The sequence below is a fragment of the Vreelandella sp. DA03-1M genome, from assembly GCF_055725665.1.
This window is the reverse complement of sequence record NZ_CM146798.1, coordinates 255,112-267,611: the sequence shown is the minus strand read 5'-3', so window position 1 is coordinate 267,611 and position 12,500 is coordinate 255,112. Positions and strand designations below refer to the sequence as shown.

The following is a 12,500-nucleotide window of genomic DNA, read 5'->3' as shown; positions in this document are numbered from 1 at the left end:
CGTGCTGGAAAGGGGTTTTTATATAGCCGCCTAATAGCTTTCAAATAGATACTCAATCGGTGTCGGGCGACCAAACAGGTAGCCTTGATAGCGGTAACAGCCATGGCCTCTTAGCCAGTCAAGCTGCTCTTTTTTCTCTACCCCTTCTGCGACCACGGTTAAGCCTAAACTCACGGCAAGCAGTATCGTCGTATCCACGATCGCTGCATCTGTCTTGTCGGTGAGCAGTTCGCGAATAAACGATTGATCAATCTTTAGCTCATCTAGCGGTAAGCGCTTTAAGTAGCTCAGCGATGAGTAACCAGTGCCAAAGTCATCCAGTGCAAAGCGAATCCCTCTAGCGCGGAGTTTCAACATCGTATTGCGCACCCGAACTGGCTCGCACATCAGCAGGCTCTCCGTGACTTCCAGCACCAACCGGCTTGGCGGTGCCAGCGTCTCTGCTAATAACGCCTCTACGTCATGCACGAAGTCGGGTTGCTGAAACTGAACAGAACTCACGTTAACGGAAATACTTAAGGGGGCGTAGGTCGCTTGATGCGACCACTTCGCCAATTGCTCGCAGGCCGACCTAAGCACCCAATAGCCGATGGGCACAATCAGCCTATTCTCCTCTGCCAGAGGTATAAACGTCGCGGGGGAAACCCAGCCACGCTGGGGGTGATACCAGCGTAATAACGCTTCGACCCCCGTGGTCACGCCCTGATGGTCGACCTGCACCTGATAGTGCAGAGCCAACTCATTGCGCTCAAGGGCCTTATGCAGGTCAGCTTCCAGGCTGGCCCTTTCCAGTACGCTGGTCTGCATATCGGCGTTAAAAAAGCACAGCGTGTTGCCGCCAGCTCTCTTCGCCTGCTGCAAGGCCATATCCGCCTGTTGCAGCACACTATCCATGCTGTGTTCGCGCCCGGCAAACAGTGCAATGCCAATACTGGCGCTAATAGGTAACGAATGACCGCTTCTCACTTGAGCGATGGTTTCCAATAGCTGGCGGGACACACGTTCAGCTTTTCGGACGGCCTCGGTCTGCGGCTCGCCCAGGTTATTCAGCAGTACCACAAATTCATCACTACTAAAGCGTGCCAGCGTGGCCTCTGGCTCTAGCCACTGTCGTAGCTGTTCAGTAACGTTAATCAACAGTTGATCACCACTCTCATGACCCTGGATGTCGTTCACTAAGCGAAAGTTATCCAGATCGATCACCAACACAGCGCTATAAGACGCTGACCACTCATCATGATCGATCGCGGACGTTAACGAGTCCATCAGCATCCGACGGTTGGGCAGACCTGTCAGTGAGTCATAGAAGGCCAGATAGTAGGTGCGCGACTGCATTTCGAGGTAGTCAGTGAGTTCCGTCGAAATACCGCATAGAGAAGGGGGAGCACCGGGGGACATCGACAGCGGCATTTTGATCGATAAGAATGTTCTTACCTGGCTTTCACCTTGTAAGACGTTACTCTCCTCGACCGTTACTTTCTTGCCCGATGCCAATACGCTGCGATCAACCTGCTCCATTTCAGCAGCGCTGCCGGCATCAAAAAACTCAGCGTCGCACTTACCAATAACTTTGTCGGCTGGCAGACCAAATAAATCGCTGATACGGCGATTCACGTATTGATACTCTAAGGTCGGTGACTTGATATAAATAAAGGCATCGACACTATCCAAAATAGTCGCCAGCATCTCTTTATTGGTTTGCAGCAACGCCCTGTTATGTTGCATGCGGCGCTTGAGCAACAGATTGCCCAGCAGTGCTAAAAGCAGAAAAACGAGCAGCAAGGCGATTCCCCAGCGCCCCAAATAAGTGTCAATGCTGCGCAGCAGCTCTGCTGGCAGAGCTGCTGAAGTGGCGAAATGGTACATGGTAGTTATTACTGGCCAGGCATGGTTAACGGGCCAGCTCGCTCTACCACTCGCTGCCACGCGGAGTCTTGTTCGATACGCGATACAAAAGCGGCAATGGCAGAATACTGCTCTAACGACTGGACGGCCGCCACTGCCTGTAGCGGAAAGCTCATTTGAATATCCGCGCCACTAGGCCAGGGGCCGGCAAAATTACCGTTGGCTGATAAGTGCTGGTTTATAAAGGTGAGGTGCTGTTTCATCTGCGGTGCTAAAAAACGCTTACTCACCGTATCGCTAATGCCTTTCGCCAGCGGTTTAATTAGCCAGGGCGACTGCTTGGGAACTTGGCTAAACACAAGCTGCATCACCAGCAGTGGCATCAGTGAGCCTTCGGCATAATGTAGCCAGTAGCGGTAATCTACCCAAGCCCGCAAGTCATCGGGAGAAGGCTGACACCGCCCTTGCCCGTAGCGCTGTAACAGGTAGTCAATGATCGCGCCTGACTCAGCCACGGTGAGATCACCATCGGTAATGACCGGGGATTTACCAAGCGGGTGGATTTTTTTTAGCGAGTCGGGCGCTTGCTGTGTTTTGTCATCGCGTTGGTAAATTACCAGCTCATAGTCCAGTTCTAAGGCTTCTAATAGCCACAAAATCCGATGAGAACGAGACTTTTCCAAATGGTGAACGTGAATCATAAAAACTCCATGGGGCTGGGTTATACACCAGCATTGCACTGGCGACAGTTATCCATTACTGCAAGCACCTTCAGCTTAGTAGCACAAAGATCATCTTAATAGGATCAATATACTAAAGTTAGCACCATTACAGCGTTGAACCCCATGAAAGCATTAAACTAGTAAAAATTAATGAAAATTAACGATGTGCATGACGCCAGCGCGCCAGTAAATCCAGCGGTGACCACTTTCCTTGCAGCCAAGGCGCTAATAAGCGCGTCGAGAGCGGAATAAACACAAACACCATCACTGGCGTCAACATCAAGGTACTCACCATCACCCGCGGCACCAGCGCCCAATCGGCCAATACGCCGCCAAATACCCATTGGAAAAGCAACGAGATGGGGAAGAAAGCCAACCAAACAGCCACGGCTTGCTTCCAACGCGGCGGAGCGCTGTTTCCGTTGTTTTGAAACCACGTGTCCAGCCCAGTGGCACGGTGCTCTTGAGGCGCTTCATACAGCCCTTTTCCGCGCGCCAACCACGCATGGCGTGAGGCGGAGTGTTCCCAGGCGGCTAAGGTTTCGCTGCTGCTAAAGCGAAATATGATCTGATATTCATCGTCATCAGCGGGGGGTGCTAATACGCCAGAGCCGAGGTAGCCAGCAAAATCAGCGGCCAGCTCGCGTCCTTCGTTTAGCCAACGATTAAAATCAAAGTAGCGGCCGTGCTCAACACGACGAGCCACCATCAATGTGACAGGTGAGGCAGACATGGTATATCTCCTAATGTGTGGACAGCCAGCGCCGGGTAGGCAGGCTGCTTGCTTTCAGGCGGGTAAGCCTGAAAGTCCAATTGCCACATTATACAAGCAATGTTGATGCCATGCTGTGAATGTTACGTACTAGCTATTGGTGCTAAGCGCTCGAACAAGGTGTACCGGGTGATTTACCGCCCAGGAATCGGGTGGGGGCGTTCTCCTCGCTGGAAAGCACATACATGCTGGTAGATCTCTTTAGCACTGCGTATCGCATCCGCCTCTTGGGGGTCAGGCTCTACGACTGGCCCTTGATACTCGCCTTCAGAGCGAAGAATGGCATCGACCTCGGACCGATAGCGATTCAGCAAGTGTTCTAAATTGATTCTTATGCGGTGGGTCTCCAGCCCAAACGCTTGGCGCTGCTCCGTGCGTTTAAGTATGTCCAGAGGGCTGGTAGCCGCTTCACTTAAGCTTTCTAGCGTAGAGAGCACTAACTTTTCAGCAGTGTTTAAATTGGGAATGACGTAATAAATGAGGTCATTCAGGAGGATCGATGTTTCATCGCGGTGCATAGGCAAGCTCAACGTCCGGTTAAAGGATCAATACTAATAAATCGGCCCTGCTCAGAAAAACTTAATCGATAAATACCGCGCACACCATCGCGGCTAACCACACGACGAATCGCCTCGGCAGGAAAGATTACCCAGCGCCCATCCACGCTGCGGGTACGCACATTGGCAATGCGCCCCTCATAATGGGCTAAACACTCATCATAATTTAGATTGATGACTACATCGATGGTGAGCATAGGATGGTTAGCACAGACAGTAGGACAGGGTTGAGATAGCGAAGCGCCCTGGTAATTAAAGTAGTAACAAAATGAGTCATGGAACGATTTTGCGACGAAACGCATAGCGCTGACTTGCACTGTCGGCATCGCTCGCTAATACTTCATAGTATCCCAACTCGCACTGCGTCGGTAATAAACTATGGCCGTTTCTGCTATCAGCACCTCGTCTCTCACTGCGTGGGCTTACCCTGCAGCAAATACGCACTCACCGCGTGTAGAGCAAGCGTCAAAGGAGCGCGCGCTTGACGAAGAGACAACTTCTAATAACGCCTCCAGCGACACCAGTACGCATGAAGAGAGTAGCAGCGACGCAGCTGGCCCTAAGCGTGCTGACGGCACACCCATGGCGCCGGAAGAGATTCAGCAATTAGAACATCTTAAGCAGGCCGACCGCGAGGTACGCCAGCACGAGATGGCTCACCAAGTCGCAGGTGGCGCCTATACCGGCGGCGCTAGCTACGACTATGACGTTGGCCCCGATGGCAAGCGCTACGCAGTGGCAGGCGAGGTGCCGATCGATTACGGCCCGGTGCCCAATGATCCCCAAGCGACTATCGAAAAAATGCAGACCGTGATCGCCGCTGCGATGGCCCCTGCCGACCCTTCTCCCAAAGACCATCAAGTGGCCGCTCAAGCACGCCAATATTTACTTGAAGCGAAGTTAGAAGCGGCCATGCAGCGTAGTGAAATGGAGCAAGCCCGCAGTGCTGGTGCCGCTGATTCGTCAGAAACTACGTTGTCGGAAACTACTTGGCCGGAAACTACAGCTGAGCCAATCGCTGAAGAACCCACTGCTAAAGAGCAGGCCGCTTAACAGGCTGACTGAGCCAGCGAATTCCAGTCCGCACGCATTGGCCAATCCGCAAGCCAAGCTGGCAGGGCTTCAGCAGGCATTGGGCGGGCAATACCGTAACCCTGCGCCAACTCGCAGCCCAGCGCCATTAACGCTTTTGCATGTTCAAGCGTTTCCACGCCTTCGGCCAGCATGGGTCGCCTAAAGCGATTAGCCATATAAATCACGCTCTCCACAATCGCCATATCGTCTTGGTCGCTGAGCATGTCGCGTACAAAGCTCTGATCAATTTTGATCAGGTTGACCGGCAGTTGACGCAAGTGGGTTAACGACGAAAACCCGGTGCCAAAGTCATCAATAGCGAAGCTTACGCCTAGCGCCTGACAGAGCGACATATTGTGCAGCGCGGCCTGAACATCATGCATCGCGGCGCTCTCAAGCACCTCGAGCTTTAGCATTGATGGCGGCACATCAGGGTGGCATGCCAATAGCTCGGCTAAACGTTGGCTAAAGCTACTCACTAACAGATGCGTAGGGCTGATATTCACATTGATGGGCAGCGCGATGCCTTGGGCATGCCATTCCGTTAATTGGCAAAGTGCCCGCTCAATGACCCACTCGCCTAAACTTACTTCTAGCGGGGTGGTATCAATGATGGGTAAAAACTGGCCAGGGGCAAGCAATCCTTCTTCAGGGTGCTGCCAACGAATCAGCGCCTCGACCCCGACCACTTTGCCACTGCGCATATCGACCTGGGGCTGATAGTAAAGACACAGCTCATTATGATTGAGTCCATCAATAAACCGCTGACGCTGCTCATGGCGCACCTGCAGCAAACGGTCATGGTTAGGATCAAACAAGTGGAACGTATCGCGACCGCGCTGTTTAGCGCGATACATTGCCTGGTTGGCATGGCGCAACAATACATCGCCCTGAACGTGATCATTCGGGTAGCGCGTCACCCCTAAGCTTGCCGTCAGATGAATACTCTGACCGTCCACTATTAGCGGTTGGCGAATGGTGGCTAACAACTTCTCAAAAAAATCTTCATCTACGCCATGGTGGAGTAACAGCACAAATTCGTCGCCACCCACCCGCGCCAGTACATCATCCCCGAACAGCAGATGGCTTATGCGCTGTGAAAACGAGGAAAGCAGCGCATCGCCCACCGACGACCCTAGCCGATCATTAATATTTTTAAAGAAATCGATATCCAGCGAGCATATTGCCAACGGCAAATGCTTAGCTTCGGCGTGCTGCATCGACTCCTGAATCAATTGCGTCAGCAGTTGCAGATTGGGCAGCCCTGTTAACGCGTCAAAATAGACTTCTCGATTAAGATGGCGCGCATGCGCCGGAATGGCCGAAAGGTCAGCAAGCACAATCACATGGTGGTCGATTGCACCGTGCTCATCGCGCACGCGATTAATCGACATCATGCCAGGGTAAAACTGGCCGTCGTGGCTGCGATAGCTCACTTGGCTTTTACTACGATCCCGCAATTGTAATTCTTCACGCATCAAGCGCGTTGTACGGCTATCATCCAACGGTAAAATACTAAACGCTTCAGGCGTTTTGCCTTGCACATCACCCAGTATCATCCCCGTTAACTCACAAAAAGCGGGGTTCACTTCCACTACCCGGTTTTCCGCATCGGTAATAATGATCGCTTCATTGGCGTAGCAAAAGGCGGATTCAACAGGAGACGCGGTATTGCTAACGGACGCCGTCGGCATCGCATTAGAGCGGGGAAGTGGGGATGTGGGCTCAGAGGGCTGTTGAGACAAAGACTGTTCCTTTTGTAGATTCAAGGATTGATACATATGTCTCTGCTCTCCTCGTCCATCATCTGTTATCGATAGTTTGTTCTAGATAGATAGTATCGTAGATAGGCTATATTAAATCTACTTCGCCACATCTCCTTCGAATAAGGATCGATATTAACACCGTCTTACTGCTTAGGCTCTTTGAACGACACAATACATTATCGACGGCAGGCGCAATAACTTAAGGGGCAGGACTGGCAGCGCCCAAAAGAGCGGCTGCCAGTCGTCATGACACTAGCTATATGCAACAGACATTGCGAGACGGCTTTCTTGCGGGTAGCTATCACTCACTTGGTAACGACTCATTTGGCGAGTCATATCGTCGGCCTGCTCATCAAGCGAGCGGCTCGCTGCCGCGACTTCCTCCACTAGCGACGCATTTTGCTGAGTGACGTCCTCTAGCTGAGCCATGGCTCGATTAATTTGCTCGATCCCTGCCGACTGCTCGTGTGTGGCAGAGACCATTTCATCCATTAAGTGAGCCATTTGCTCAACGCGCTGAGCAATGTGCCCCAGGGTTTCATTCGTCGAGTTGACCAGCGTTTCGCCTTCGGCAATCTTCGCTACATTATTGTCGATCAACTGGCGAATTTGATTGGCTTCCTCTGTGCTGCGGCTAGCCAGTTTACGCACTTCATCAGCGACCACCGCAAAGCCACGCCCATGCTCACCCGCACGCGCGGCTTCAACCGATGCATTGAGCGCCAGCAAATTGGTTTGGAAAGAGATATTGTCGATAGTCCCGACAATACTGGTCACCTGTTCGTTCGCTTGCAAGATAAGCTGCATTGCCTGCTGAGCTTGTGAAGCCACTAGGCTTGCTTCCTTAGCTTGGTGAGCCACATCATCGGTCATCTGCTGGGCTTGCTTTGCATTATCAGCGCTTTGACGTACCGTCGCAGTAATTTGCTCCATGCTTGAAGCAGTTTGTACCAGCGAGGCGGACTGCTCTTCCGTTCTCTGCGCTAAATCCTGATTTCCCTGAGCAATCTGATTACTGGCCACCGCCACTGACTGTGCATTGCGGGTGATATCAGCGACTAGCGTCTCGGTCGTTGCCGAGGACTCATTGAAGGCTTGATAGAGCTGGGAAAGCTCATCGCTCCCTGGGACGATTAATCGCTGGGTTAAGTCATTATCGCGGGTGGCGATGCTATATAGCGCCTGGCTCAATGGCGTCGTAATCGCACGCACGATCAGTATAGCGGCGATGATCGCCAATAGACTCGCAACCAGCGCAATCACCACATATAACCAAAGTGCCTGCTGGGCTGCCTGACGTAGCGTCACTGTCTCGGTTACCACCGCGTTAACCACTTGATCTTCTAATGCCTTCAAGCGGCCAATTTTTACCGTCTGCCACTCAAACCACTCTTCCGGATCGACGCCATAGCCACCTTCACTGGCTTGGCTGATCGCCAGATCACGCCTTTCCATCAAGCGATCGATCTCAGCACCGCTTAATGCTAGGTCAAGCTGCTCGCGACTTTGCTCCCCCGCCAGCACGCGAAAACCATCCAGAAAAGCCTGCTCTTCGCCAAGCAGTGATAAAAAACGCCGCAGCATATCTGGAGGCATCCCATCTGCTGCGAACGTGTTGGCCAGCAGCGCCCGCTCAATGCCGGCCAGATCTTTAGCTTCCAGGAGTTGATAATACGCACTCAATTGGCGGGTAATATCACCCTCGCGAGTGAGGTGTGCCAACGAGCCCACAAAGGCCATTAGCTGGCCGTTAATGCCGGTATAGTGGCCTAATGCCTCGCCCGTCGTGGCCTCTAATGCACTAACGCGTTCACGCAGTGCTGCCTGACGCTGCCAACGCTCATCAATGTCACTCAGTTGCTGCTGAACAGCAGGCGTCAGTAGCGCTTGATCCAAAGAGGCCTGCTGAGCTTGAAACGCGTTGACGGCGTCATCGGTCTTGGGCCGCTGCTCGCGCAGCCGGTTACCAAATGCCTCGCCCTCACTGCCCAGAAAGCCCGCTGTCATACCGCGTTCAAGCTGCATTTGGTGAACGGCATCCCCCGCTCGCTGGGCGAGTTCGGTCATCGCGTGAAGGCGGTCAAACTCTTGCAGTGCTGTACGGCGCTCCATGATGCCCTGAGCCGCGAACCACGCCAGCGCGAGCAAGGGTAGCAGTAGCACACAGGCAAATTTAAACCGCATTGGAATGCGGTTAACGATATTTTTCATTGCTTAGCCTCAGACTGATAACGTGTCAGGTAGGTAAGCGGCGTACTCAATTATTAGTATTCGCGTCGTATTTCGCGTGTATGTGAGTTTGCCGTACTCAGCCATATAATTAAATGCATTTAAGCGATGGACGTCTCACATCGCAAAACATGGCGCAGTATAAGGGGCTAAGCGCTGCATTTATTGATGGCGGTCATAGGGTCATAGGAAAGCGAGGATAGTTAGGAAAGCGCAAGATGGGACGGGAGTGACGGGCGGCGCCCAAAAAGCATGCCTAGCCGCCCATGGGTTAACGGTAATGATTAACGACCAATCCACTCAATAAAGGTCTTCTCACCAAGCAAGTGGCGCTCATGGCGCACACGGCTTAGCGCCGCGTAGGGCAAATCCATCGCCAGCACCCGCGAAAGCGGCTGCTCAATAACTTGGCGCAGTAGTCCATTGCAGACAAATAGATGCGCCACGACCAGCACATGCTTACCGGGCGGACTGATTAACAGCTGCTGCCATACCTCAGCGAGGCGCGCATCAAAGGCCTGTATCGTTTCGCCGTCTGGCGGTGACACCGTTGTTGAGTCATACCAAAACGCACTCATTCTTTCGGTGCCCTCTTCCGCAAACACCTGGGCGTGGGTTTTACCCTCCCACTGCCCCAAATGCAGCTCGGCTAGGTCATCCTCTACCTGAACGGGTAGATCAAACTCTTCACCCAGCCACAGCGCAAACTCACGACAGCGCGTTAATGGCGAGGTGACAATCGCATCATAAGGCAGATGGCCTTCGACCGTATGGCGCATGACAGCATCGGTCACCTGCTGCCAACCCGTCTCACTCAATGGGTGATCGGTGGAGCCGCGCAGCATACGTCCTCCCACCGGTTCACCGTGGCGCAACAAATCAATGGTGGTGATCTCCGCATCGGGAAAACGCATACTCAGCCCTCGTTTATTGATGCCACTGTCGATTAAATAATCGCGTGACGCACACGCGCGGAAACCCACTCGGACACCAGCACGGTAGCGAAAATCATGATAAAGATGACGCTGACCTGATCCCAGGCAAGGCTGTTGATCGAGGCGTTTAACTGCAAACCAATACCGCCCGCCCCAACCAAACCCAGGACCGTCGATTCGCGGATATTAATATCCCAGCGATAGACGCTAATACCGGCAAAGGCAGGCATGACTTGCGGCAGCACACCATAGTTCATCACCTGCAGGCGGCTTGCACCGGTCGCGCTAATCGCCTCTACCGGCGTAGGGTGGATCTCTTCAATCGCCTCATAAAGCAGCTTACCGACAAAACCGATCGAGCGAAGCGCGATGGCGATAATACCCGCCAGCACGCCAGGGCCAAGTATCGTCACTAACAGCATCGCCCAGATCAGCGAGTTGATGGAGCGGGATGACACAATCACTACCAGCGCTGCACTGCGCACCAGCGGGTGCGGCGTGGTATTACGCGCGGCCAAAAACGCCACAGGAAACGCCATCATAATGCCAATGGCGGTGCCCAGGGTGGCGATGTTGATGGTGTCCCACATGGGCTTCCAGAGCACATTGGCGTAGCCCCATTCCGGCGGCGTCATGCGGCTGATCAGGTCTGCCCCTTGACGGCCAGCGTCTTCGACAAACACCCACATGGTATTGTCAGAAATCATCTTCCAGCAGAGCAGAAAGAGACTGACACCCGCCAGCCAAGCCAGGTACTGCAACCATTGGGCGCGCGTGGTACGCCGCCGCCAAACCGGCAGGCCCTGAGAGCTAGTAGATACGGGCATCGCGGTTCTCCAAATATAACAGGCCAGGGCGGCTAATAAGCGCTCACTGGGTCCAGCGGCGGACATGGCTCGAGCTGTACTCGCACAGCAACACAATGGCGATAATGATCAGCAAAATAGCGGCAGAGGTATCGTACTCATAGCGGCTTAAAGAGGTGTTCAACGTGGCGCCAATACCGCCCGCGCCCACAATGCCAATCACCGACGACTCACGGAAATTGATATCCAGCCGGTAAACCGAAAGCCCAATCAAACGCGGCATGACCTGGGGCTGAACCGCATGGTTCATGGTTTGCCACCAACTTGCCCCCGTTGCCCGCACGGCTTCCACCTGACGCCAGTCCAGGTCTTCGATATCTTCCGCTAACAGCTTGGCCATAAAGCCAATTGTCGCAAAGGCCAGGGTGATCATCCCCGCCAGCGGCCCAAAGCCAAACATGACCACAAACAGAATCGCGATAATGATTTCTTGAAATGTGCGCGAAACGGCAATAATCGCGCGACATATAAAGTAGATCGGTAACGGTGAAATATTGCGCGCCGCCCCTAAGCCCACGGGAATCGCCAGCAAAACGCCCAATACTGTAGAGGTAAGCGTCATGGTCAAACTTTCCAGCAGCCCCGCCACGATGTCGTCGTAGCGGCTGACAAAATCGGGCTGCATAAAGGCGCCCAAGAAGTTAACCGCCCGCCCCGCGCCTTCTGCTACCCGCGCCCAGTTGACTTCTACCGAGGCGAGCGCCAACACCAAATAGACCACCGCGCCAATCACCAGCCCCCAACGCAAGCGCGGGTTCTCAACCAATGGCAGGCGTCGCCACTGCCCTCGCTGAGCAGCCTGTTGGCGCGTCTGCTCTTGTGTTAGCTGCGTCTCTGCCCGTTCGTTCATTGAGCACTCCCTGCTGCCATCGGCGGCAGGCCGCGCCGGTAAGAAGACGCTTCTGAAGTATCATCAGACGTGTCGCCGTCCATCGGTTCAGGGGTTGTATCCCAATCCTCTTCGCCATAAATGGTCGTGAGCATCTCACTGGTGAGCTCACTCGGCAGGCCGTCAAAGACAATTTTTCCAGCGCGCAGGCCAACAATTCGGTCGGCAAACTGCTGAGCCAACGCGACATCGTGAATATTGATGATTGCCGCCAAATCACGCTCAGCACACAGCTCGCGAATCAGACGCATGATTTGACGCGAGGTTTTCGGGTCGAGGCTGGCGGTCGGCTCGTCAACTAGCAGTAGCTTGGGGCTCTGCAGCAGCGCACGGGCGATACCGACACGCTGACGCTGGCCGCCAGAAAGAGCATCGGCGCGCTTATCGATGGCGTGAGGAAGCCCTACCCGCTCAAGCAACCGAAAGGCTTCGACCACCGCTTCCTGGGGATAACGACGCAAAAAACTGCGCCAAAAACCGACATAACCGAGCTGGCCTGATAGCACGTTCTCCATCACGGTAAGTCTGTCTACCAGGGCATACTCCTGAAAAATCATCCCCATTGATCGTCGTGCATGGCGAAGCTTATGACCTGAGAGCTTGGTCAGCTCGGTGTCTTCCAGGCGAATGCTGCCCTGGGTGGGTTCAACTAACCGGTTTACACAGCGGATAAGAGTACTTTTACCCGCGCCGGACGGCCCAATCAGCGCCATCACCTGGCCTTTGGGCAGCGTGAGTTCAATATCTGTTAGCGCCCGATCCCCGGTGGGGTAGCGCTTGCCTACGCCGCTAAGTGTTAACATTTTTCCCACCTCGTCTATATAGCGAAACGGCCAGAAAGGTTA

Annotated in this window: 12 protein-coding genes; 1 reads left to right on the top strand and 11 read right to left on the bottom strand. The window is 53.7% G+C overall.

The annotated features are described in order from the left end of the window. Window positions 1-30: 30 nt before the first annotated feature. From ACXUPB_RS01260 to ACXUPB_RS01240, 5 genes are all read right to left on the bottom strand, one after another. Entirely contained in the window at window positions 31-1,866 is a 1,836-nt protein-coding gene (locus tag ACXUPB_RS01260; protein WP_472954959.1) for a putative bifunctional diguanylate cyclase/phosphodiesterase, read from the bottom strand. A gap of 8 nt (window positions 1,867-1,874) precedes the next feature. Continuing rightward, the gene (locus tag ACXUPB_RS01255) at window positions 1,875-2,546 is read right to left on the bottom strand and encodes a glutathione S-transferase (RefSeq protein WP_008957087.1); all 672 of its coding nucleotides are present in this window, start codon (window positions 2,544-2,546) and stop codon (window positions 1,875-1,877) included. 178 nt (window positions 2,547-2,724) lie between these two features. Then, on the bottom strand, window positions 2,725-3,300 hold the full coding sequence (locus tag ACXUPB_RS01250; protein ID WP_008957086.1) for a putative antibiotic biosynthesis monooxygenase: 576 nt from the start codon (window positions 3,298-3,300) through the stop codon (window positions 2,725-2,727). Window positions 3,301-3,473: 173 nt separating this feature from the next. Continuing rightward, window positions 3,474-3,857: a hypothetical protein gene (locus tag ACXUPB_RS01245; protein ID WP_472954957.1), complete on the bottom strand. Its 384-nt coding sequence runs from the start codon at window positions 3,855-3,857 to the stop codon at window positions 3,474-3,476. Window positions 3,858-3,865: 8 nt separating this feature from the next. Next, on the bottom strand, window positions 3,866-4,093 hold the full coding sequence (locus ACXUPB_RS01240) for a DUF2835 family protein (RefSeq protein WP_101145725.1): 228 nt from the start codon (window positions 4,091-4,093) through the stop codon (window positions 3,866-3,868). A gap of 181 nt (window positions 4,094-4,274) precedes the next feature. On the opposite strand from ACXUPB_RS01240, the gene ACXUPB_RS01235 reads away from it, so the two are divergent. Further along, window positions 4,275-4,949, top strand: coding sequence for a putative metalloprotease CJM1_0395 family protein (locus ACXUPB_RS01235; protein WP_472954955.1), 675 nt, complete (start codon window positions 4,275-4,277; stop codon window positions 4,947-4,949). Here the strand turns inward: ACXUPB_RS01235 and ACXUPB_RS01230 are convergent. From ACXUPB_RS01230 to phnC, 6 genes are all read right to left on the bottom strand, one after another. After that, window positions 4,946-6,664 carry a putative bifunctional diguanylate cyclase/phosphodiesterase gene (locus ACXUPB_RS01230; RefSeq protein ID WP_472956653.1) on the bottom strand — a complete coding sequence of 573 codons (1,719 nt, stop codon included), beginning with the start codon at window positions 6,662-6,664 and terminating at the stop codon, window positions 4,946-4,948. The genes ACXUPB_RS01235 and ACXUPB_RS01230 overlap by 4 nt on opposite strands. Window positions 6,665-6,988: 324 nt before the next feature. Then, on the bottom strand, window positions 6,989-8,947 hold the full coding sequence (locus ACXUPB_RS01225; RefSeq protein ID WP_472954953.1) for a methyl-accepting chemotaxis protein: 1,959 nt from the start codon (window positions 8,945-8,947) through the stop codon (window positions 6,989-6,991). Window positions 8,948-9,249: 302 nt separating this feature from the next. Beyond that, window positions 9,250-9,879, bottom strand: a complete 630-nt coding sequence (locus tag ACXUPB_RS01220) for a histidine phosphatase family protein (RefSeq protein WP_472954951.1) — start codon at window positions 9,877-9,879, stop codon at window positions 9,250-9,252. Window positions 9,880-9,911: 32 nt separating this feature from the next. Next, window positions 9,912-10,727 carry a phosphonate ABC transporter, permease protein PhnE gene (gene phnE / locus ACXUPB_RS01215; protein WP_472954948.1) on the bottom strand — a complete coding sequence of 272 codons (816 nt, stop codon included), beginning with the start codon at window positions 10,725-10,727 and terminating at the stop codon, window positions 9,912-9,914. Window positions 10,728-10,770: 43 nt separating this feature from the next. After that, on the bottom strand, window positions 10,771-11,616 hold the full coding sequence (gene phnE, locus ACXUPB_RS01210) for a phosphonate ABC transporter, permease protein PhnE (protein WP_472954945.1): 846 nt from the start codon (window positions 11,614-11,616) through the stop codon (window positions 10,771-10,773). After that, window positions 11,613-12,458, bottom strand: a complete 846-nt coding sequence (gene phnC, locus ACXUPB_RS01205) for a phosphonate ABC transporter ATP-binding protein (protein ID WP_472954943.1) — start codon at window positions 12,456-12,458, stop codon at window positions 11,613-11,615. The genes phnE (ACXUPB_RS01210) and phnC overlap by 4 nt, the downstream gene beginning before the upstream one ends. Window positions 12,459-12,500: the final 42 nt, after the last annotated feature.